We start from the raw sequence: 19,965 nt of genomic DNA, 5'->3' as shown, positions 1-19,965 counted from the left end.
CGCATCCTCGCAGGTCAACGGCACCTTTCTGCTGTCAGGGTGTCAACTCGACCAATTCCGCTGAATAGCCAGGGTTGAACAGCCGCCGACACGTCCGCCAAGAGCGCGGCTCGGGTGGGCGGTCGGTGCGAAGCACGGGTTGCCCGCCGGGGCGGCGTCCCGGCGGGCAGAAGGCTTCCAGGTCTGCTCAGGCCGAGGCGGTGGGCAGGACGGAGTAGGGGTGGACCGCGATGCGCATGGGCGGTTCGGCGAGCAGGCCGATGATCTCGTCGCGCAGTTCGTCGGCCAGGTGGCTGTTCTCGTAGGCGTCCTTTGCCTCGTGGCTTCGGAACACCTCCATGTTCCACAGCACGTCGGGGTCGTCGTCCTCGCGGGCGATGATGAACCGGTTCGAGGCTCCCGACTTCTCCATCCCCGCGGTGGCCAGCTCGAAGAGCTTGTCGCCGAGTCCGGGCTTGGCACGCATCTTGATGATGTACGCGGGCTGGTCCCGTAGGTCCATGTCGTGCTCCTCCTGTGTCGCGGCCGGGTTCCAGTAGCGCACTGGCGCCCACTCTGGAACGTTGTTCCATAATCAGAGTGGAACGACATTCCAGTCATGTCAAACTGGAAGGGTGACGCCACCAACGACGAAGAGGACCGAGCGACGTGCCAGCGCGCTCTCCCGCGAACAGATCGTCGAGGCCGCCATCGACGTGCTCGACACGGCTGGTGAGAACGGCCTGACCTTCCGGGCTCTGAGCGAACGCCTGGCCACCGGTCCCGGCGCGATCTACTGGCATGTTGCCGGCAGGGCCGAGCTGCTGGCTGCGGCCGCCGACCGGGCCGTCACCCTCTCACTGGACACCGAACCCGCCGACGGGCCGGCCGACGGGATACACGCCACCGCCCTGGGTCTCTTCGACGCGATGGCGGGCCACCCTTGGCTCGCGTCCCAGCTCACCGCCCAGCTCTCCCACAACCCGGCAGGTCCGGCGACGACGCGCCTCTTCGAGGCCATCGGCCGACAGGTCCGCGCGCTGGGCGCTCCCGCGAGTAGCTGGTTCACCGCGACGACCGCGCTCCTGCACTACATCCTCGGCGCCGCCGGCCAACACGCCGCGAACGCCGAACGTGCGCGCACTCTCGACCCGGATACCGGACGCGGTGCGTACCTCGACACTGTGGCCGAGGCGTGGAGCCGACTCGACCCGGAGGATTACCCCTTCACCCGGGCGGTTGCGGAACAGGGGCTTGAACACGACGACCGGCTGCAGTTCATCACCGGCATCGACCTCATCATCGCCGGCATCCTGGGCCGCCAGGCACACTGATCCGCACCTGCAGACGGCCACGCCGGGCCACCGTCTACTTAACTCTACTGGCATACATTGCCCCTGGATCTGCACGTTGCCGGGTACGCTCTCGGCGTGCTGGCGGGCACCGTGCTGGGCGGCCCGCTGAGCTACCGCGGCGTGTTCGCCGTCGTTGCCGCCGCGTCGCTGGTGGCCGCGGCCGACTGCGCGCGTTCGCCCCGTCGGTCGCCGCACCGCCGCCGGTCTCCCTCCGCAAGCGGCTGGCTGTCGGCGCGAATCGCCGGGTACAGGCCGTGCTCGCCGTGACGGTACTCGGAGTGCTCGCAAACATCAGCGTGTACACGTACGTCGTACCCCTGCTCACCGCTGACACACACATCACCGGCGTAAAGGTCAGCCTGCTACTGCTCGTCTACGGCGTAGGCGCGATCGTCGGCAACACAATCGGCGGCCGGGCCAACGATCGTTTCGGTAGCCGCCGCACCATTCTCATCGTGCTCGCCGCCATGAACGTGACGCAGGTGACGTTGCCGCTGACGCTCGTGACCCTGCCCGGCGCGGCGATCGCGTTGTTCCTCTGGAGCCTGTTCACCTGGGCGTACAACCCGCCCTTTCAGGACCTCATCCTCGGCTCAGCCGGGGAGCACGGCGCGCTCGCGCTCAACGCATCGGCCATCTACCTCGGCACCGGTCTCGCCAGCGTGGTCGGAGGCCTGGTGATCAGCACCGCCGGCGTCGGTGCGCTGCCGCTGACCGGAACGGTACTCGCCCTCCTCGCCGCAACCGTCTTCATCACCACCAACCGGCGCCCCACACACGCGGACACCGCCGAACCCGCTTCGGCGACATTGACCGGATGAACGGCGGCCCGAAGCGGCAGGGGCGGCATCGCTCACCGTCAGATCTTGCGGTGCGACGCCGCCCAGTACGGCTCGCGGAGGCGGCCGTTGATCGGCCCTGGTGGGCGGCTGACAGGGCGTCGGCGATGGGGCCGGTCTGAAGTTGTTCCACGGATGACGCCCTATTATCTGCGGCATCCTCGGACGCGACTCAACCGCATCAACGAATTCGCTGTGGTCACCGAGGCCGTCGCCGCTGGCGGCGGCCTCGCGCTGATGCCCCGTCGGGCCGCTCGGCCGCACAACCACCGGCTGGCGGACCGTGGTTGCGGCACCCGGCCGGACCGCAGCGGATCGGTGCCCGGTCCTCCTTGGCCCTCCGCCCACGGTTCGAGGTGCCCGCACCCACGGCAGGAGCAGTGCCCACCTTCATGCCGCCGGCGCGGACCGGGCGAGCGCGGCACGAAGCAATGCGCCCATCGCCGTCCGGTCACGGTGGTCGACGGCGGACAGCGCCCGCGCCGCCAGCTGCCCCGTCGGCCACTGCCGCTGCCCTGCGGATCGGTGCTCCTCCAGCGCCAAGACCAGCCGCAGCGCCAGCAGCAACGGCCGCTCAGCCTCGCCTGGAACACACTCCACCGCAAGAACAGCGGTTACCTGAGCACGCAGCCGCTCGCTGACCGAGCGGAGGAACGTACTGCGGCCACTCCACGTTCACCCCGCACGAGCACCAAGCGCGGGCCGTTCGGGTCGTTCAGGCAGTCATCGATCTCGTCCGACTCGCGCTCGCGGCCGAGCAGATTGTCGTCGGTCCGGTCCCCACGCGCGGCCGTACCCCAGTGCACCACGGTGCTGCTGGGCAGCGACAGGCCTGGTGAGTACTGGACGCTGGTGGTGACCGGGCCGCAACGTGGTCGGGTCTGGCAGCTCAGAGACGGATGCTGCCGGGGGGCGATTTCTTGCACTGGGTGACGGGCCGTTCTCTATCCGTTCGTGGAGTCGATAGGTTCGAACAGGTCCCTGGTTCGGGTGAGTCAGCCGGTGCGGGTGCATTTGATGGCTCGCGGTTGTCGAGTCCAGCGAGGAGCAAGAGGCCCTGGTGTGGTCGTGGTCGCCAAGTCCAGCTCGTCCACTCCTGGGTGTGACTGTCTCGCCCATCGGTTCGGGAATGCGGCCGACCGGCCGGAGCGCTGGCTCCAGTACGCCTCGGACATGAGAGATGCAGAGTGGGCCCTCACGGGCGCGTTGCTGGATTTGTCATCTCCTATTCTGATCGCCCGCCAAATGCGGGCTATGCTGTCTTCTGATGACTGAGGTTGCGCAGCAGGCCGTGTTCTGGACCGACGACTCGACGGTCTGCGAGCCTATGGCGCACGGTGAGGACATCGCCGCGCACTTCCATGACTACGGCCAGTTGAGGTACGCCGCCTCCGGGGCGCTCGTCACGACGACCAAGGTCGGCACCTGGGTGGCGCCGGCGAACCGCATCACGTGGGTGCCGCCCTTCTATGTCCACAGCAGTCGCTCCTACGGCGAGACCGATGTCCGCGTGCTCCCGGTTCCGGCAGCGCTGTCCGAGGAACTGCCGCCCGAGCCTTCGGTCTTCGTGGCCAGCGCGCTGCTGCGCGAGGCATATCTGGCGATGAGCAGCGAGCACGAGCCTGCCGCCAGTGAGCGTGGCCGTCTGCTGCTCGCAGTGATCGGCGCGGAGCTGATCCGCGCCCCGCAGGAGCCACTACGGCTGCCGGAGCCGAGCGATCCTCGCCTCAAGGCCGTCACCGACCTGCTGCACGCCGACCCGGCCATTTCGGCGACGTTGGCGGAGCTGGGGCACCGAACCGGCTCCAGCGAACGGACTCTCAGTCGGCTGTTCGGCAGCGAATTGTCGATGAGCTTCCATCAGTGGCGCACGCTGCTGCGCGTTCAGCGAGCGCTGCTCGAACTCTGTGAAGGTACTTCGGTCACCGAGACGGCGATGCGACTTGGCTGGGCGAACCCCGGCAGCTTCATCAACGCCTTCACCGATCTCGTCGGTCAGACGCCTGGTCGTTACCGCTCCACAGCGGGGTCAGCTCACAGCTGAGCACTGCCTCCGTCGGCCTGGCGGGTTATCCGAAATTCGGGGCGGAACATCGGTGGCACGCCCGCCCGCTCGGCGGCCACGCTTTGTGGCATGTCTCACCACCTTCCGGGTCACGGCGCTGCGGCTTCGGCAGCCGCCACGACGACATCCTCCGGAGTCACGCTAGGTGACCTGATCATGCAGGCGCTCAGCCGGCACAGCTCGTCCGAGGCCTTCGTGGCCGGTGATCGGCGACTGACCTACACGCACGTCAAGGACCTTCTCTCGCAGTACGTGGCCGCGCTGGCCCATCGGGGAGTGGGGCTCGGGGCGGGGGTCACGATGCTCAGTCCGAACATGCCTGAATCGTGGATCGTCCAGGCCGCGACGTATCTCTTGGGCGGCCACTTCACCGGGTTGCAGACCTTGGCCTCGGTCACCGACCACATCACCGTCTGCGAGGACGCTGAGGCCACGGTGCTGGTGGTGACCGCGCCCCTGGAGGAGCATGGACGCCAGGTCCTCGCCGAGGTCGACTCCCTGCGACACCTGATGGTGATCCCCGCCGCCGGCGGTCTGCCCGAGGGCGAGCCCCTGGCGGTTCGATCGCTCGACCGTGGTCCGGCGACGGAGATGGATGTCGCTTGGCTGCAGTACACCGGGGGGACGACCGGCAGACCCAAGGGCGTGATGCAGCCTCATCGCTCGATGGTGCAGATGGTCTATGCGCACATGGCCGACTTCGAGCAGCCACATCTCCCGCGGTACCTGGCAGCGGCTCCGCTCACCCACGCGGCCGGGCTGGCCGTCATCCCGGCACTGCTGCGTGGCGGCACGGTCGTGATCGAGCAGGGCTTCGAACCCAGCCGGTTTCTCGACGTCATCGAGGCCGAGCACATCAACTGTGTAAACGGCCTTCCGACGATGATCTACAGTTTGTTAGATCAGGAGCATCCGGAGACCAGAGACCTCTCCAGCCTTGAGGTCATCTGGTACGCCACCGGACCGATGTCGCCGGTGCGCCTGGCGGAGGCTCGCGAGCGGATCGGTCCGGTCTTCTCCCAGATCTACGGGCAGACGGAGTCGGCCGGCATCGGGACGGTCCTGACCAAGGCCGCACACGAGACCGCGAGCCCTGAGCAACTCGCCTCCTGTGGCCGTCCCGTGGTCGGCAACCGCATCAGGCTCATCGACGACGACGGCCACGACGTTCCTTTGGGCGACGTGGGCGAAATCGCCATGCAGAGCCGCGGGGTGATGCAGGGCTACAAGAACCTCCCCGACGAGACAGAAGCGGCACTCAAGGGGGGATGGCTCCACACCGGAGACCTCGCCCGTCAGGACGCCGAGGGCCTGATCTACATCGTGGACCGCAAGAAGGACATGATCATCTCGGGCGGTTTCAACATCTACGCCGGCGAGGTCGAGGCCGTTCTGACAGCGCACCCATCGGTGGGCTCAGTCGCCGTCATCGGCGTGCCGGACAGCCTCTGGGGCGAGATCGTCACCGCGTTCGTGGTCCCGCGACCGGGGCGACAGGTCGACATTCCCGCGCTCCAGTCCTACGTGAAGCAGGTCAAGGGCTCGATGTACGCGCCCAAGAAGATCGTGCTCGTGGACTCACTTCCCGCCACGCCGGTGGGAAAGATCGACAAGAAGCGCCTGCGCGCGCCGTTCTGGGCCGACTCGACCCGCAATGTCCACTGACCATCCCGATGCCCTTCCCACGGCCATTCACGAAAGGCACTCAGTGTGAACGTACCGCCGGCCCGACTGATCGACTTCCACTCCCACTGGGGCACAGAGCGAGGATGGAAGGGAAGCCCGTACGAGACCGCCGAGGACCGCGAGGCTCTGCAGGGCTACTTCAAGTGGGGCATGAGCTTCGTCAGTGACGAGGAGCAGGCCGTCCAGTTTCGCCGCGCCAACGTCAAGGTGATGCTCGACTTCGCGTTCACCCACACCATGGACGCCGGTGCACTACGCGACCAGCACGACTACGCCTTCGACTATGCGCGCAAGCACCCCGACGTCGTACTGGGCAACTGGATCGGCATCGATCCCACGCAACCAGCTCACGTCAAGGAACTCGAACGCTGCCTGAGCGAGGGGACGGGACTCGTCGGACTGACGGTCCACTCGTTCACACCAGCCGGGACACCCGACCAGTCGGAATGGGAGACCTGTCTGAACATGTGCATCGAGGCCAACCGTCCCGTCCTGGTCCATGTCGGCATGTCGGCCACCGGGGCCGGCACCCGCGGAGGCATGGGCATCACCCTGGAGGGATGCCACCCCCGCTACGTCGACCACGTCGCGGCCAAGCATCCCGATCTGAACGTGATCGCGGCTCGGGTGGCGTGGCCCTGGCAGTCGGAGATGATCGCGGTCGCACTGCACAAGGCGAACGTGTGGATGGAGCTCCACGGTTGGTCACCGCGCTACTTCCCTGACGAGCTCAAGCGCGAGATCGGTAAGCGGCTGCGCAAGAAGGTCTTCTTCGGAGCCGACTACCCGATGCTCACCCACGAGAGGCTGGTCGAGGAGTGGCGCGAGGAAGGCTTCTCCTCCGACGTCCTCGATGACGTGTTCTCCCGCAACGCCGAGACCTTCCTCACCTCGATCGGAGTTCAATAATGGACGTCGGACTGACCGGCAAGGTCGCCATCGTCGGCGGCGGCAGCGACGGCCTCGGATACGCCATCGCCGATCGTCTTCTGAAGGAAGGCGCCAACGTCACGCTCTTCGCGCGACGCGCGGAGAAGGTCACAGCAGCCGCGCAACAGCTTGCCAGTACATACGGCGAGGAAAAAGTCCTCGGGCTGACCGCCGACTGCTCGGCCGACACCGACATCGAGCGCGTCACCGCCTCGACCCTTGAGCGGTTCGGTCCAGCCGTTCACGTTCTGGTCACCAACGACGGCGGACCGCCGATCCGGCGCATCTCCGAGCTCACCGACGAGGTGTGGCTGAAGGCCTTCGAGCGCCACTTCTTCTACGTGGTGAGATCTGTGCGAGCCACCTTGCCGTACATGACCACCGAAGGCGGCAGCATCCTCAACGTGGTCTCCGGCGTCGTCGAGCGCCCGGCCGTCGGCATGGCGGCGTCCGTCGGCGTGTGGTCGGCGGTGATCGGCTACGCCAAGACCCTCGCCCTGGAGGTCGCCAGGCAGAACATCAACGTCAACACCCTGCTGTCCGGATTCTTCGACACCGCCCTGCTGGGCGGAATGTTGGAACGGCAGCCACAGCTGTCCAAAGCCAGCCTCGGGAACGGGGTACCGATGGGACGCATCGGGGAGCCCCGTGAGTTCGCCGACCTGGTCGGTGCGCTCGTGTCACCCAACGTGCGATTCGTCACCGGCGCGGTGATCCCGGTCGACGGTGGCGCCGGCATCGGCATGGGCGCGAGCTTCGACTCGCCGACTTCCAAGTGAGGCACTGTTCATGAAGCGGACCATGAAGATCTCGACAATGCTCACCTACGGCACCGACCCGCGCGAGGCCGCTGACCACATCACTCGACTTGAGGCCGCCGGGCTCGACACCGTCTGGGTCGCCGAGGGGTACGGCTACGACTCGCCAACCCTGATGGGCTACCTGGCGGCCCGCACCTCAAGCGTGGAGATCGGCGCAGCCATCCTCAACGTCTACTCCCGCACCCCGACCATGCTCGCATCGACCGCGGCCGGCCTCGACAGCGTGTCCGGCGGCCGTGCCATCATCGGCCTCGGCGCCTCCAACCCGAAGATCATCGAGGGGTGGCACGGCATGCCCTTCGTGCAGTCGACCGGCCGTACCAAGGAGACCGTCGAGATCATCCGCGCGGCCCTGCGGCGCGAGGCGGTCGACTACAGCGGCCGCTCCTTCACGATCCCGCTCCCAGCCGGTCAGGGCACCGGCCTTGGTGAGCCGCTGAAGATCATGACCAAGCCGCTACGTCCCTCGGTTCCGCTTTACATCGCCGCGCTGGGACCGAAATCAGTCGAAGGCGCGGCGGAGTACGCCGACGGCTGGCTGCCTTTCCTGTACTCCCCCGAGGGCGCCGCCGGGGTATGGGGCGACGCGCTTGCCGCGGGAACCGCGAAGCGCTCCGAGAACCTCGCGCCCCTGGAGGTCGTCGCCGGTGGCATCGTCGCTATCGGCGAGGACGTGAAGGAGATACTCGACCTCGCGCGGCCGATACTCGCGCTCTACATCGGAGGTATGGGCGCCCGCGGCAAGAACTTTTTCAACGACCTCGTCCGACGCTACGGCTACGAAGCCGAGGCCGAGGAGATCCAGGACCTCTACCTCGACGGCAAGAAGAAGGAAGCCGAGGCCAAGGTCCCATTCCAACTCCTTGAACAGATCAACCTCGTCGGCCCAGCCTCTTACGTCCGGGAGCGGATCGAAGCCTTCCGCGAGTCCGGCGTCACCAATCTCCAGGTGACCCCGACCGGCGACGACCCCGCCGGACTCGTGCGCCAACTCAAAGAGTGGGTGGCCTGACTTCCGCTTTTGCCCAGGCAACACCCCTTGCAGCGCTTGACGGTTGTAGTCGTCTGAGGACGGCGACCTGCGTGGACTGAGTTGGATAAGACAGGCCGACTCGGTTCGTCGAGGCGAAAGGCCGGACCCAGCCCGTGGGGACCCAGAGAACATCTCGGTGGGGCCTCGCGCACGCGCGGCCCCACGGCCGGAGTCAGACGGTGAGGACGAGCTTGCCCTGGAGGTGACCGTCGTCGAGCAGCCGGTGCGCGTCGGCGACGCGCTCGAACGGGAACGTCTCCTGCACATGGCCCCGGAGGCTGCCCTGTTCGACGAGTTCGGCGAGACGTCGCAGGGCGACCGGATCCTGGTCGACCGCGATGCCGCTGAAGCGCATGCCGACCGCCTCGTACCTGGCGATGAGCTCCACCCCGGCGCTGAGCTCCACGTCCTCCTCGGCGACCGCCGTCACCAGGTGACCGCCAGGGCGGAGCACGTGCAGCGACCGCTCGACGGTGTCGCCGCCGATCGTGTCGAGCACGACGTCGATGTCCAGCCGCGAGGACCGCCGACAGCACCAGGCCCGTCTTCATGTAGCCGTCGATGCGCGCCTGCGTCGCCGCGCGGGTCTCCGCGTCGGCAGCGGCCTGCGCCCGCCGTACGGCGCCCGCGTTCGCTGCGGCCCGCGCTGCGGCGGCGGTCTCCGCCTCATCCCGTGCGGCCAGCGTCGCTGTGGCTTGCGCGTCGGCCGCCGCACGGGTCTGTGCTGCCCGTGAGGCCACACCGGACGCGCGGGTGGCTGCGGCCTGCGCGGCGGCGGCCCGCTCCTCCTGCAGCGTCTGCGCCTGTGCGGCCCGGGTCACCGCCGCGGAGGCAGCGTTCGCGGTGGCCTGTGCCGCCACCGCGCCCCATCCGGTCGCCGCCTGTGCGCGGGCCGCCATGTTCTGCGCGACCGCCTCGGCGCGCGCGGTGCGCTCGCCGGCCGCGACCGCCAGGGCGCGCTCCCTCTCCGCGCGAGCGGCCAGGTTCGCCGCCAACACCGAGGCCCGGGCTGAGCGTTCGGCTGCGGTTGCGGCAGCCGCCTGCGCGGCCGCGGTGCGCTCTACGGCCGTCGTGACCCTGGCCTGCCCGAGGACTGCATCAGCGGACGCCGACGCCTGTAGCCGGGCCAGCCGCTCGGTGGCCGAACCGGTCTCCACAGGGTGCGGTTGACCTGCTGCAGCTGCCCGTCGAAGGCCCGCAGCTGCCAGGAGTCCAGCAACTCCTGCGCGTCGGCCACGGTCATGCCGTCCACCTCGGCGCCGGTCTCATTGCGTTCGAGTGGCAGGCGGAGATCACGGCGGCCGGGAAGGTCTCGACGTTGTACTGCATGCCCTTGTCGGCCTGCGCCTCGGTCGGCGCGTGGTCGCGCAGCAGCTGCGCCCACACCGGGCGTGTCAGCGCCCGGAAGGTGAGAGTCACCGTCACCTCGGCCTGCGCCTCCTGGGCGCGGGTCAAGTTCTGGTCGGCGGCCACGACTTGCGGGTTGGAAGCCACCCAGGCGTCGCGCTTGTCCTCGCCGATGCCCTGCTCGACGCATTCGGCCATAGCAGCGGCGCGGGCCTTGGCCAGCTCCAGCGCCGCATCCGTGACAGCGGTCTTCACGGCGTCGTCGTCGCAGATGGACAGCGTGGACTCGGGCAGCTTCCGGGCGCGCAGCCGTGCCATCTTCGCGTTCCAGTGCGCGTCCCTTGGCGACAGTGGCGGCCGGCGGCTGGGTGCTCTTTCGCGTGGTGGTCATGCGGCATCCCCCTCAGATCAGCTGGCGGCCGGGATAGCGGCGTCCAGCGTGGGCTGGCCCGCGATCGCGAAGGTCACCGTGAACTTGGCCGGGTCGTTACCGGCGGAGTAGGCGGGGGCGCGGCCCGCCACGCGGACCGGGAAGACGTCCATCGACTTGCTCTGCGGGACGTCACCCTTGCGCATGATCACGATGTAGCCGACGACGCCCTTCGACAGCAGCGTCTCGATCGTCTCGACGGCCTGGTCCTCGTAGAAGGTCAGGCTGGAGGAGTCGGCCTTGTCCTCGCCCGGGATGTTCGTGGTGAGGGTCGAACCCATGTCCGGAGTGTCGATCGGGCTGTTGGCCAGCGACCAACCGGCGACGTCGGAGATGAAACCCGACAGATCGGTGGCGTTGGTAGCTGCCAGCTCGGTACGGGACGGCACGTTGTTGGTGGCCGCGATCGTCTTCAGGAAGAAGAACTTGGTGATGCCGCGGCGCATGAACCGCTGCTGGGTAGTCACGAGTCTGCCTCTCCAGGGAGCCCGGCCCCCGGTGAGTGGCGGAGGCCCGTCCCCAACAGGTCGCATGAGCGAGCCAGGGGTCAGCCCGTGCGGTGTGGCCGGACGTCCGCGTAATGGGCCTCCGCGGTAAGGGGCGTTCGTCAGGCGGCCGGTGAGGAGACCGTCAGGGCGAAACACTGCACGTAAGTGCAGGTCCCGGACGTGACGGTTGTGCCGTCCTCCTGGTCCAGGGCGCGGCCGATGATGCGCGCGCCCGTCACGTTGATCGGGTTGGTGAACTGCCCGCCACCAGGCACACGGGCCAGGAACGCGGCCCGCACCTTGTCGGCGTGCAGCGACACCTGCTCAGCTGTCGTGCCCACTGAGGAGATCTGCACGTACACGCGAGCGTCCGTGTCCGCGTCGCCAAATGGCGGCCCGAACCCGGCGACCTGGCCCAGCTCGTACAGGACGCTGTACGGGATGGTGTTGCCGGTCGGCTTGTCGTCGGCCGTGGGCGCGGTCCCGTATCCGCAGGAGCGGCCCGTCACCGAGATCAGCATCGCCTGCACTGCCAGCGCCACCTGGCGGCCCGACACGCTCATCTACTCCCCCTCCTCTTCGCCTGCCAGCTTGCTGGCGGTGATGACGGCCTCGATGTCCGTGACCGCGTACCGGTGCAGGCCAAGCTCAACCCACACGGGCATGGTGGCGGGGGGGGAGCCCCGTAGCAGGCCAGGCTCTCCGGATCCCTCCTCAACGAGCTCCACCGCGAACACCAGTCGTGACACCAGGCCGAGGCCGTGCACGCGCATCACGCCGGCGACGGCCTGGTGCAGGTCCTCCGCCAGGCTCACGACAGGTCACCGTCCACGAGGCGGCCGAGTGCCTGCACGAATTGCGGCTCGATCGTGTGCACGGCGGGCCCCAGGTGCGGATAGGGCGGCTGATCGAAGATGCGGCCGAGGCTGTCGGGGCCGATGTAGCCGTACTCCAGGCGGCGCCCCTGCGGCTTGTTCGTGCCGACCGTCCCGGACACGACGCCACCGGCCACGTGCACCTCATGCGTCCACGAGCGGCGGTAGTCGCCCGTGATCACGTTCGGGCCGGGCCGCCCGCTCGCGTTCGCCTTGACCTGGGTCTCCAGAAGCATCGCGTAGTGCCGCACCAGAGCCACGGCCTGCGGAAGCACCCGCGCCGCCCGCTCGTCCAGCCTGGCCGCCGGCTCGGCCGCGTTCGTGTAGGCACCCGCCCTTGGATGGGCGTTGGGATGCGGGTTACTGGGTGACACCATCGGCAACCTCTCTCCTCCACTCACCCCGCGCCCACTCCTGCAGGAGCAGCAGCATGGCCCGCGTCAGCTCGTTGGGCCCTCCGTCCATCAGGTCGTGACGGCTCAGCACCTGCCGCTCCAGCTCGCCGGCGTCGATGGCGCCGAGGAACGCCGCCGCGGCGGGGCCAGGGTCCGGCGGGTCGCCGATGACGACGTGGGCCAGGCCCTCGAAGTCCTCCTCGACCAGTGATGACATCTGCAGGATCAGCACCGGCGCCATCCCGGCCGCCTGGCTCAGCTGATAGCCGCTGACCTGCGTGGAGACGTCGCGCCCGTCGAGGGCCAGTGTGGCAGTGGTCTGGTCGACGGTGATCCGCACTCGGTGCAGCTCGTCATCCATGCAGATCAGCGTACGGACCTGCGCGGACAGCCCGTTGGGGCCGACAGACGCCCTAGAACGGCAGGGTGTGTGTGGCGGCCCGAGCGGCCTGCGTCGACCGCTGAGTGACCTCGTCCATCCACGTGGTGCACACGATGGCAAGCGTTTGGGCCTGGGACAGGTCCAGGAGCCGCCACACCCCGTTCAGCAGGCCCTGGTCGACCGTGGCTGTCGTGACCCGCACGCAGTCGTCACGGGATGCCACCGGCGCATCCAGCCACGTCAGCAGCTGGTACCGGTTGCGGGTGTCGTCCTGGTACGCCTGCCCGGCCAGGGACATCACCATGCCGGGCCCGCCGGCGGCGAACACTGCGCCCAAGCCCTCCCACACGATGATGTCCGGGCCAGGCTCGTACTCGCCGGTGGCCTCGTTCAGGACCTGCGGGCCGGGGCGAAAGATCTGAACAGTGTCCACCAGGATCCGCTTCAAGACCGGTTCCAGGGCGGCCAGCGAGATGGGGTTGTTCATGCGTTCGAGCGTAAGCGTCCGTGCGGACGCCCTGGGCCGCGCTGGCGGATGTCCTGTCGCACCGAACCTTGAGCGAATCTCACCGAACCTTGACGGAGCGCAGTTCGTCTCATCGAACATCAGGTACACAGGTCAGGGCGTTGTCCGTTCTCACTGGTCCTTTCAGAGTCTCACTGTGTTGCGCGCAGATCTGGCGAAGTCTCAGGCGGCGGCCTAGCTGACAGGCTGATTCGCCTGATTTATACCAGTCTGGGTTGATGTGAGTCTCATCGGAGTTGGTGTTTCTCATCAATGTCTGCCGTGACCGATGAGTTTTGTGCGGATCCATGGTCGATACAGCTGGATACACCGACAGCGGTGGGCCTGTGCTGGGGACGTTCCAGCGCGGGAGGACGCAGATGGAGGCTGTGATGAGCGTCGACGACTCCGACCAGGGGCACGCGATCCGCACGGGCGGGCAGGGGACGCGGGTGAGCGGTCCCAGGGTGTTGGTGGCGGGGGCGAGCATCGCGGGACCTGCGCTGGCCCACTGGCTGCGCCGGTGGGGGGCTGAGGTGACCGTGATGGAGCGGGCTCCCGAGCTGCGTCCCGGCGGGCAGGCGGTGGACGCGCGCGGGGTCGCCAAGGAGGTCATCGGGCGCATGGGGTTGGACGCGGCGGTGCGCGCGGCGTGCACCGACACCGCCGGCGCGCACACCGTGGACGCGGACGGGCAGGTGCTGGAGACCTTCCGTGCCGACGACGACGGTGGCGACGGGTTCATCGCGGACATCGAGATCCTGCGCGGGGACCTGTCCCAGGTGCTCTACGACGACACCCGCGACCGCGTCGAGTACGTCTTCGGCGACCGAATCGCCGAGCTCGCCCAGGACGCGAACGGGGTCGACGTGGTCTTCGCGGGCGGCAACCGGCGGCGCTTCGACCTGGTGGTCGGGGCCGACGGGCTGCACTCGGAGCTGCGAGCGATGGTCTTCGGGCCGCATGAGCGGTTCCTCCGCCACCTCGGGCACGTGCTGGCCTTCTACAGTGTGCCCAACGAGTTCGGGCTGGACCGCTGGCTGCTGGAGTACCAGGACCAGGAGTCCGGGCGCTCCGCCCTCCTGCGGCCCATCCAGGACGCCACCCGGGCGATGGCCATGTTCTACCTCGCCTCGGCTGACTTCGACGTCGACCACCGTGACGTCGCGGCCCAGAAGCGCCTGCTGCGGGAGCGGATGGCGGGCCTGGGCTGGTTGACCCCGGACATCCTCGCGCACCTGGACGACACCCCGGACTTCTACCTCGACCAGGTCGCCCAGGTGGTGATGGATCGCTGGTCGAGCGGACGGGTGGGGCTGCTCGGGGACGCGGCGTTCAGCTCGTCGCCGATGTCCGGGCAGGGCACCGGGCTGGCCCTGGTCGGCGCCTACCTGCTGGCCGGAGAGCTGGCCGCTGCCGGATGGGACCCCGACGCCGGGTTCACCCGCTACGAGGCGCGGATGCGCTCCTTCGTCGAGGCCAACCAGGAGATCGGCCGATTGAACGCCCGCAGCCGCGACGTCCCCGGGCCAGACGCCGAGCCGCGCCCCGATTTCGCCGGCGAATGGTTCACCGAGCTGGTCGGGCGCGCGATCAACGGCGTCGAGCTGCCCGACTACGCGGGGGTGCCGGACTCCGCAGCCCCGGCCGGATCGCCAATCACCTCGTCGGCCAAGCCGTAGGTGTCACATAACGTGTCGAGAGGGACCACGCTCCGGTAGGACACCGCCGGACGACCTCAGCTCATGCCGCATAGTGCGCGTTGGAGAGCCCGTTCGGCGGCCAGGCCACGCTCCGATGAGGCGGTGTTGGCTCGGAAATCTGCCAAGATCAATGAGACACCGACCCCGTGACGTCCAAGCCCATTGATCCGCAGCCGGATCGCTCGCCCGTCTCGTCTCAAGGCACTTGCCAGTGCGCAGCTCGCCGACATGGCTCCCTGACACGATGGATGAGAACGGACAGGCGTCGCCGCAGGGGACGAGAACCTGTTGGATCGACAGACCTCAGTACAGCCTCCCTCCCTGGAGGAATCCGTGAGTAACAACGCAACAGGCGATGCCGCTACCCCCCTCGCCGTCCGGCTGTTGGACACGGACACCTGGCCCGCGTTCGCCCGACTGGTCGAGGCCAACAACGGTGTGTGGGGCGGCTGTTGGTGCATGGGCTTTCATGTCAGGGTCGGCAAGGGGCGGACCCCACAGCAGAACCGAGCCGAGAAGGAGCAGCGAGTCCGTGAGGGCCGGACCCATTCCGCGCTCGTCTTCGCAGGCGACGACTGCCTGGGCTGGTGCCAGTTCGGCTCGCCGGCCGAGCTGCCGGAGATCAAGAGCAAGCGGAAGTACGAAAAGGACCTCACGGTGCTGCCGGACTGGCGCATCACCTGCTTCTTCACAGGGAAGGGCCTGCGCAAGCGCGGCGTCGCGCACGCCGCTCTCGGCGGGGCGCTAGCCGAGATCGCCCGTCAGGGCGGTGGCACGGTCGAGGGCTACCCCGAGGAGACCGACGACCGTTCGGTGTCGGGCTCGTTCCTGCACACCGGCCCGATGGCCGTCTTCGAGAACCACGGCTTCACGCGGGTCCGGCCGATCTCACCCCACCGCTGGGTCGTCACCCTCACCATCGCTCCGGCCTGAGACTGTACTTCTGCGGTCTGTCGATCCAACCCGCTCTCGTCCGCTGCGACAACGCTGTGACCTGCGTACCTAATGTTCGATGAGACGAACTGCGCTCCGTCAAGGTTCGGTGAGATTCGCTCAAGGTTCGGTGCGACAGGACAGCGGAGTGCGGTCCCGGCTTAAGAGGCCGTTTCCCTTATGGGCCCGTTAACGGTGCCGACTGGGGGTGGGAAATGCTCGCTCGGATCACTTCGTCGCTGAGTCGTAGGGCCATCGTCAACCGTGCGGCTTGGGGCGCGGGAAGATCACCGCTTCCCAGCGCGCAGGCGCGGACGAGATCCCGGACCCCATTGGCGTGTTGGGGCGTGACGAGAGCGGTGAACCGAGGGTTGGACAGGCACTCGCGCGCGGCGTATCCGTCGGTTGCTCTGCTGGTCCGGTGGTGCAGTTCCTCGGCCATGCGACGGGCCGCGTTGCTCATGGAGCCGGTTCTGGTCCTCCATGCACTGCTGCCGCTGCGACGGCGATCGTGGTCACGGCATCGCCTCCGCCGGACGCCGCGGCTCGGTGATGAAGCACTCCGCGGGGGCGGCGGTCAGGGCGGTTGCTGCGGAGCCGGGCCCGGGGACCTGGGCGCGGTCCATGGCGAGGGCCGCGTAGGCGAGGTCTTCCAGCGCGATACCGACGGAGTTGAACAGGGTGATGTCGTCCGGGAGTTGACGGCCCGGCGCCGTTCCGGCCAGGACCGCGCCGAGTTCCCGGCCGAACGTCTGCGGGAGCGTGGCTCCTTCCTCGATGGACAGCAGGGCTTCGCCGGACTTGGCGAGCTGGGTGGCGGTGCTGTCCACGACGACGACGGCGCGGGCCATGCCGACGGCGTCGATCTCCCGGTGGTCGGGGCGCGGTGGGGCCCCGACGGCGTTGACGTGGAGGCCGGGCCGGAACCACCGCCCCGACACGACCGGGTCCCGGGCGGGGGTGAGGGTGCAGAGGATGTCGGCGGATTCGACCAGGTGCCGCGGGTCGGACTCCTCGATCACGTCGAGCAGTCCGTCCACCGCGGCGCGGAAGGCCCGCAGGGTGGCGGCGGAGCGGGACCACACGTGCACGGTGTCGATGGTGCGGACCTCCCGCAGGGCGTGGAGGTGCTCGATTGCGAGGCGGCCGGCGCCGACCAGCCCCAGCACGTGTGCGTCGGGCCGGGCGAGGACGTCGGTGGCGACCGCGCTTGCCGCCGCGGTGCGCATCCGGGTGCCGACCTCGCCGTCCAGTACGGCGAGGCGTTCGCCGGTGCGGGCGTCAAGGACCAGAACGGTGGAGCGTTGGGCCGGCCGGCCGGCGGCGCGGTTGTCGGGGGCGTCCGACATGACCTTGACCACCGACAGGCCCAGCCGGTGGGAGGTGGCGGTCATCGGCAGGAACTGGGTGGTGCCGGCTCCGGGGAAGGACTGCGGGGCCGGTTGTTCGGCCAGCCCGCGGGCGAGGTCGAGGAATACGGCCCGTACGGCGTCGATGAGTTCGGCGCGGCCGACCAGGCCGTCGAGGTCGGTGGTGTGGAGGAACAGGGTCACCGGTGGGCCGCCATGAAGCTGTCGTCGGCGAGCGAGGCGTAGGAGGGCGCGGCGTTGACCAGGCCGCCGTCTTCGAGGATGCGCATCCACCGGTCGCTGGCGCTCTCGTCGATGGCCACGGTCTGCCACAGGGCGCTGTCGGCCATCTGCTGGTACACCGCGCGCAGGATGCCCTGGTCCTTGTCCGGCCACCGCTGCTTGAGGATGGTGTCGATGCTGTGCGGGTCGGCGGTGGGCACCAGCCGCATCGCGGCGTCGATCGAGGACACGAAGTGGGTGATGCGCTCGCGCAGTTCCTCGATGCGGTCGGTGCGGCAGTAGTAGACGCTGTTGGGCATGATGCCGCCGTCGTCGAGGTGCCGGAAGACGATGCGGGCGGCTCCGGAGGCTTCGAGTTCGGTGGCGGTGACCAGGTCGGCGATGATGGCGTCGCCTAGGCCCGCGGTGAACAGTTCCACGAGCATCGCGGTGGACAGGTCGCGTACGAAGCGGATGTCGGCCGGGTCGATGCCGGCCTCGCGCTACAGGCCCGCGGTGAACTCGTAGGGAACGCTGCCGCCGGCGCCGGGTGCCAGGACGGTCCTGCCACGCAGGTCGCCGAGGGTGAAGTCACCGCCGCCCGTGGCGCCGCGGATGGCGATCGCCATCGGGAACTGGTGGTTGAGCTGGCAGACGACGCTCACCTTGCGGTCGCTGCCGGCGTACATGGCCGGTACCCACAGACCGCCCAGGGCGATGTCGGCCTGCCCGGAGTCGAGGTCGTCCAGCACACCGGTCCAGGGGTCGCGGGCCACGGCGGACACATCGAGACCGGCGTCCCGGAAGATGCCTTCCCGGTCGGCGAGGTATTCGGGCAGGTAGTTCAGGCCGTTGGCGGTGGCGGAGATGCTGAGGGACTGCATGGTGGCCTCTCTGGTTCTGTTGCTGTGCGGGTGACGGAGTGCGGGTGCCGTTGTCTCAGACGTCGGCGGGTGCGGCCGGTGCGGTGGTCTCGTTGACCTCCTCAAGCGTTCGGCCCCGGGTCTCCGGGGCGAATCGGGAGGCGAGCACGAGCACGGCGTACATCACCGCGACCATCCCGAAGACGCCGGCGAAGGAGAACCGGTCGAACAGCGCGATGGCGGCGAACGGCATCACCGCACCGGCGATGTTGCCGATGCCGTTGACGATGGAGGTTCCGCTGGCCCGGATCGCCGTCGGGTAGAGCTCCGGCGACCACACGGCCAGCGTGGTGTTCGTGATCATGGTGAAGAACTGGAACAGCGCGCCGATGACGAGGATGGCCGCGCTCTCCTGGGCGAGGACCGCGAAGGCGGCCGCGGTGAGGCAGCCCAGGCTGCCGGCCGCGCCGACCACCCAGCGCCTGCCGCAGCGACCGGCCAGCAGTGCCGAGGCGCAGGCCCCGAGCAGCGAACCGACATTCATGATCATTGTGTAGAGCAGGCTGTCGGACAGCGAGTAGCCGCGCTCGGTCAGCAGCGTCGGCATCAGGAAGTTCAGGGTGACCTGCGCTCCGAACGCCATCCACGACGCGGCGCCGATGGTGATCGTCCGGGGCAGCACCGAGCGGTGGAAGACGGCGGCCGGTGACGCCTTGAACCGGTGGCCGGGGATGTCCGCCGCGCTCAGTATGGGCGGCACAGATGTGACGCGCCGCGGAGCGAGCGAGTCGCCGGTCAGTCGTGCCAGTGAGAGGTTGGCCTCATCGACACGGCCCTGGGCGAGAAGGAACCGCGGCGTTTCCGGCAGGCGCCGGCGGTAGGCCACGACGACCAGCGCGGGCAGGGCGAGCAGGACGAACGTCCAGCGCCAGACCAGGCCGTCGCCGCCGAGAGCCGGTGCGAACGGCCCCAGCAGCAGGAAGAACAGTCCGTAGGACAGGAAGTTGCCGACGCCGCCGGAGCCGATGTTGAGGGTGGCGACGAGCGTTCCGCGGTAGCGGGTGGCGACCATCTCGCACAGCATCGCGATGCCGATGGTGAACTCGCCGCCCAGGCCGATGCCGACGATCAGCCGGCTGGCCAGCAGCGTGCCGTAGTCGAAGGAGACGGCGCTGAGCAGTCCGCCCAGGGTGTAGATGAGGAGGTTGGTGCTCAGGGACGCGCGGCGGCCGTAGCGGTCGGCGATCCAGCCGCCGGCGAACCGGCCGATGAGCCTGCCGATGACGGTGGCGGTGTTGATCGCCGTCAGTTCGTTGTTGCCGATGTGCAGGGACGACTTGATGAGGCTGCCCATCGCCCCCACGGAGTTCTGCTCCAGGGTGTCGAAGAACATGCCGGCCAGGATGATCATCAGGGCCCAGAACTGGGCCCGGGTGAAGCCGGCTTCGTCGAGGGTCCGGGCAAGGGTGCTGGTGGCGGGACGTGTCGGGGACGGGGCGGACGCGGATACGGGGGACGGACTCATACGGAACCTGCCAGGGCTGGTTGTCGCGGTTGAGGTCCTTCAGCGAGCAGCAGGGGTGTCGGTCGTAGACCGTGAGAGGTGAGAAGCGACAGACGCGAGGACGGCACGGTGGGGGCGGGCGTGCAACCTTCGTGCTCTGCGTCGGTGTGAGTGTGTCGCCGTCGACCATCGACCCCTCTGGTATACCAAAGGCCGGATCAGTGACTACAGAGCTCGCGCGTTAACTCGACGTAAGAGCGC

General features: G+C 68.5%; 23 protein-coding genes and 2 pseudogenes. 10 read left to right on the top strand and 15 right to left on the bottom strand.

Annotated elements, in window-relative coordinates; all coding sequences use genetic code 11:
• Positions 1 to 187: 187 nt before the first annotated feature.
• Positions 188 to 502: a putative quinol monooxygenase gene (locus LE548_RS41505; protein WP_225102232.1), complete on the bottom strand. Its 315-nt coding sequence runs from the start codon at positions 500 to 502 to the stop codon at positions 188 to 190.
• A 112-nt stretch (positions 503 to 614) separates the two neighbouring features.
• Here LE548_RS41505 and LE548_RS41500 point away from each other — a divergent pair, with 112 nt between their 5' ends.
• The 3 genes and pseudogenes from LE548_RS41500 to LE548_RS46830 form a co-directional block, all read left to right on the top strand.
• Positions 615 to 1,313, top strand: coding sequence for a TetR/AcrR family transcriptional regulator (locus LE548_RS41500; RefSeq protein WP_225102231.1), 699 nt, complete (start codon positions 615 to 617; stop codon positions 1,311 to 1,313).
• 275 nt (positions 1,314 to 1,588) lie between these two features.
• Entirely contained in the window at positions 1,589 to 2,155 is a 567-nt protein-coding gene (locus LE548_RS41495; protein ID WP_225102230.1) for an MFS transporter, read from the top strand.
• Positions 2,156 to 2,347: 192 nt separating this feature from the next.
• Positions 2,348 to 2,437, top strand: a pseudogene (locus tag LE548_RS46830) (LysR family transcriptional regulator); the annotation flags it as partial.
• 126 nt (positions 2,438 to 2,563) lie between these two features.
• Here the strand turns inward: LE548_RS46830 and LE548_RS41485 are convergent.
• A complete protein-coding gene (locus tag LE548_RS41485) occupies positions 2,564 to 2,773 on the bottom strand; it encodes a hypothetical protein (RefSeq protein ID WP_225102233.1) in 210 nt (69 codons plus the stop codon).
• Between the two features lie 667 nt (positions 2,774 to 3,440).
• Here LE548_RS41485 and LE548_RS41480 point away from each other — a divergent pair.
• From LE548_RS41480 to LE548_RS41460, 5 genes are all read left to right on the top strand, one after another.
• A complete protein-coding gene (locus LE548_RS41480; protein WP_225102229.1) occupies positions 3,441 to 4,217 on the top strand; it encodes a helix-turn-helix domain-containing protein in 777 nt (258 codons plus the stop codon).
• A gap of 90 nt (positions 4,218 to 4,307) precedes the next feature.
• On the top strand, positions 4,308 to 5,903 hold the full coding sequence (locus LE548_RS41475; RefSeq protein WP_308031044.1) for an AMP-binding protein: 1,596 nt from the start codon (positions 4,308 to 4,310) through the stop codon (positions 5,901 to 5,903).
• A gap of 45 nt (positions 5,904 to 5,948) precedes the next feature.
• Positions 5,949 to 6,833 carry an amidohydrolase family protein gene (locus LE548_RS41470; RefSeq protein WP_225102227.1) on the top strand — a complete coding sequence of 295 codons (885 nt, stop codon included), beginning with the start codon at positions 5,949 to 5,951 and terminating at the stop codon, positions 6,831 to 6,833.
• Positions 6,833 to 7,633 (top strand): SDR family oxidoreductase, encoded by an 801-nt coding sequence (locus LE548_RS41465; protein ID WP_225102226.1) that lies wholly within the window; start codon positions 6,833 to 6,835, stop codon positions 7,631 to 7,633. Before LE548_RS41470 ends, LE548_RS41465 begins: the two co-directional genes overlap by 1 nt.
• Positions 7,634 to 7,655: 22 nt before the next feature.
• The gene (locus LE548_RS41460) at positions 7,656 to 8,687 is read left to right on the top strand and encodes an LLM class F420-dependent oxidoreductase (protein ID WP_225102225.1); all 1,032 of its coding nucleotides are present in this window, start codon (positions 7,656 to 7,658) and stop codon (positions 8,685 to 8,687) included.
• A gap of 193 nt (positions 8,688 to 8,880) precedes the next feature.
• On the opposite strand, the pseudogene LE548_RS41455 reads toward LE548_RS41460, so the two are convergent.
• The 9 genes and pseudogenes from LE548_RS41455 to LE548_RS41415 form a co-directional block, all read right to left on the bottom strand.
• Positions 8,881 to 9,219: pseudogene (locus LE548_RS41455) on the bottom strand (zinc-binding dehydrogenase); the annotation flags it as partial.
• A gap of 549 nt (positions 9,220 to 9,768) precedes the next feature.
• The gene (locus tag LE548_RS41450) at positions 9,769 to 9,951 is read right to left on the bottom strand and encodes a hypothetical protein (RefSeq protein WP_225102223.1); all 183 of its coding nucleotides are present in this window, start codon (positions 9,949 to 9,951) and stop codon (positions 9,769 to 9,771) included.
• Entirely contained in the window at positions 9,948 to 10,373 is a 426-nt protein-coding gene (locus tag LE548_RS41445; protein ID WP_225102222.1) for a hypothetical protein, read from the bottom strand. Before LE548_RS41445 ends, LE548_RS41450 begins: the two co-directional genes overlap by 4 nt.
• A gap of 90 nt (positions 10,374 to 10,463) precedes the next feature.
• Entirely contained in the window at positions 10,464 to 10,952 is a 489-nt protein-coding gene (locus tag LE548_RS41440) for a hypothetical protein (protein WP_225102221.1), read from the bottom strand.
• A 140-nt stretch (positions 10,953 to 11,092) separates the two neighbouring features.
• Entirely contained in the window at positions 11,093 to 11,536 is a 444-nt protein-coding gene (locus LE548_RS41435) for a hypothetical protein (protein WP_225102220.1), read from the bottom strand.
• Complete coding sequence (locus LE548_RS41430) at positions 11,537 to 11,788, bottom strand: hypothetical protein (RefSeq protein WP_225102219.1); 252 nt, start codon at positions 11,786 to 11,788, stop codon at positions 11,537 to 11,539. It abuts the gene before it with no gap.
• A complete protein-coding gene (locus LE548_RS41425) occupies positions 11,785 to 12,225 on the bottom strand; it encodes an HK97 gp10 family phage protein (protein ID WP_225102218.1) in 441 nt (146 codons plus the stop codon). Before LE548_RS41425 ends, LE548_RS41430 begins: the two co-directional genes overlap by 4 nt.
• Complete coding sequence (locus LE548_RS41420; RefSeq protein WP_225102217.1) at positions 12,209 to 12,604, bottom strand: hypothetical protein; 396 nt, start codon at positions 12,602 to 12,604, stop codon at positions 12,209 to 12,211. Before LE548_RS41420 ends, LE548_RS41425 begins: the two co-directional genes overlap by 17 nt.
• A 52-nt stretch (positions 12,605 to 12,656) precedes the next feature.
• Complete coding sequence (locus LE548_RS41415; protein WP_225102216.1) at positions 12,657 to 13,112, bottom strand: DUF6093 family protein; 456 nt, start codon at positions 13,110 to 13,112, stop codon at positions 12,657 to 12,659.
• 410 nt (positions 13,113 to 13,522) lie between these two features.
• On the opposite strand from LE548_RS41415, the gene LE548_RS41410 reads away from it, so the two are divergent.
• Together LE548_RS41410 and LE548_RS41405 are read left to right on the top strand one after the other, a co-directional pair.
• A complete protein-coding gene (locus LE548_RS41410; RefSeq protein ID WP_225102215.1) occupies positions 13,523 to 14,812 on the top strand; it encodes an FAD-dependent monooxygenase in 1,290 nt (429 codons plus the stop codon).
• Between the two features lie 354 nt (positions 14,813 to 15,166).
• The gene (locus tag LE548_RS41405; RefSeq protein WP_225102214.1) at positions 15,167 to 15,766 is read left to right on the top strand and encodes a GNAT family N-acetyltransferase; all 600 of its coding nucleotides are present in this window, start codon (positions 15,167 to 15,169) and stop codon (positions 15,764 to 15,766) included.
• Between the two features lie 515 nt (positions 15,767 to 16,281).
• On the opposite strand, the gene LE548_RS41400 is transcribed toward LE548_RS41405, so the two are convergent.
• From LE548_RS41400 to LE548_RS41385, 4 genes are all read right to left on the bottom strand, one after another.
• Positions 16,282 to 17,319: an ornithine cyclodeaminase family protein gene (locus tag LE548_RS41400; protein WP_225102213.1), complete on the bottom strand. Its 1,038-nt coding sequence runs from the start codon at positions 17,317 to 17,319 to the stop codon at positions 16,282 to 16,284.
• The gene (locus LE548_RS41395; protein ID WP_225102212.1) at positions 17,316 to 17,777 is read right to left on the bottom strand and encodes a hypothetical protein; all 462 of its coding nucleotides are present in this window, start codon (positions 17,775 to 17,777) and stop codon (positions 17,316 to 17,318) included. Before LE548_RS41395 ends, LE548_RS41400 begins: the two co-directional genes overlap by 4 nt.
• 63 nt (positions 17,778 to 17,840) lie before the next feature.
• Entirely contained in the window at positions 17,841 to 18,221 is a 381-nt protein-coding gene (locus LE548_RS41390; protein ID WP_225102211.1) for an ABC transporter substrate-binding protein, read from the bottom strand.
• 55 nt (positions 18,222 to 18,276) lie between these two features.
• Positions 18,277 to 19,725 (bottom strand): MFS transporter, encoded by a 1,449-nt coding sequence (locus LE548_RS41385; RefSeq protein WP_225102210.1) that lies wholly within the window; start codon positions 19,723 to 19,725, stop codon positions 18,277 to 18,279.
• Between the last annotated feature and the right edge of the window lie 240 nt (positions 19,726 to 19,965).

It is taken from the genome of Streptomyces sp. CoH27, assembly GCF_020181035.1.
Classification (GTDB): domain Bacteria; phylum Actinomycetota; class Actinomycetes; order Streptomycetales; family Streptomycetaceae; genus Streptomyces; species Streptomyces camelliae.
The sequence above is the reverse complement of the archived record's forward strand: the minus strand, read 5'-3'. Positions and strand labels throughout refer to the sequence as shown.

Bases quoted from the DNA above. Each gene is read 5' to 3' on its own strand.
- LE548_RS41505 (WP_225102232.1), bottom strand. From the start codon at position 502: ATGGACCTACGGGACCAGCCCGCGTACATCATCAAGATGCGTGCCAAG.
- LE548_RS41480 (WP_225102229.1), top strand. From the start codon at position 3,441: ATGACTGAGGTTGCGCAGCAGGCCGTGTTCTGGACCGACGACTCGACG.
- LE548_RS41475 (WP_308031044.1), top strand. From the start codon at position 4,308: ATGTCTCACCACCTTCCGGGTCACGGCGCTGCGGCTTCGGCAGCCGCC.
- LE548_RS41465 (WP_225102226.1), top strand. From the start codon at position 6,833: ATGGACGTCGGACTGACCGGCAAGGTCGCCATCGTCGGCGGCGGCAGC.
- LE548_RS41460 (WP_225102225.1), top strand. From the start codon at position 7,656: ATGAAGATCTCGACAATGCTCACCTACGGCACCGACCCGCGCGAGGCC.
- LE548_RS41450 (WP_225102223.1), bottom strand. From the start codon at position 9,951: ATGACCGTGGCCGACGCGCAGGAGTTGCTGGACTCCTGGCAGCTGCGG.
- LE548_RS41445 (WP_225102222.1), bottom strand. From the start codon at position 10,373: ATGGCACGGCTGCGCGCCCGGAAGCTGCCCGAGTCCACGCTGTCCATC.
- LE548_RS41435 (WP_225102220.1), bottom strand. From the start codon at position 11,536: ATGAGCGTGTCGGGCCGCCAGGTGGCGCTGGCAGTGCAGGCGATGCTG.
- LE548_RS41425 (WP_225102218.1), bottom strand. From the start codon at position 12,225: ATGGTGTCACCCAGTAACCCGCATCCCAACGCCCATCCAAGGGCGGGT.
- LE548_RS41420 (WP_225102217.1), bottom strand. From the start codon at position 12,604: ATGGATGACGAGCTGCACCGAGTGCGGATCACCGTCGACCAGACCACT.
- LE548_RS41415 (WP_225102216.1), bottom strand. From the start codon at position 13,112: ATGAACAACCCCATCTCGCTGGCCGCCCTGGAACCGGTCTTGAAGCGG.
- LE548_RS41410 (WP_225102215.1), top strand. From the start codon at position 13,523: ATGAGCGTCGACGACTCCGACCAGGGGCACGCGATCCGCACGGGCGGG.
- LE548_RS41390 (WP_225102211.1), bottom strand. From the start codon at position 18,221: ATGCAGTCCCTCAGCATCTCCGCCACCGCCAACGGCCTGAACTACCTG.
- LE548_RS41385 (WP_225102210.1), bottom strand. From the start codon at position 19,725: ATGAGTCCGTCCCCCGTATCCGCGTCCGCCCCGTCCCCGACACGTCCC.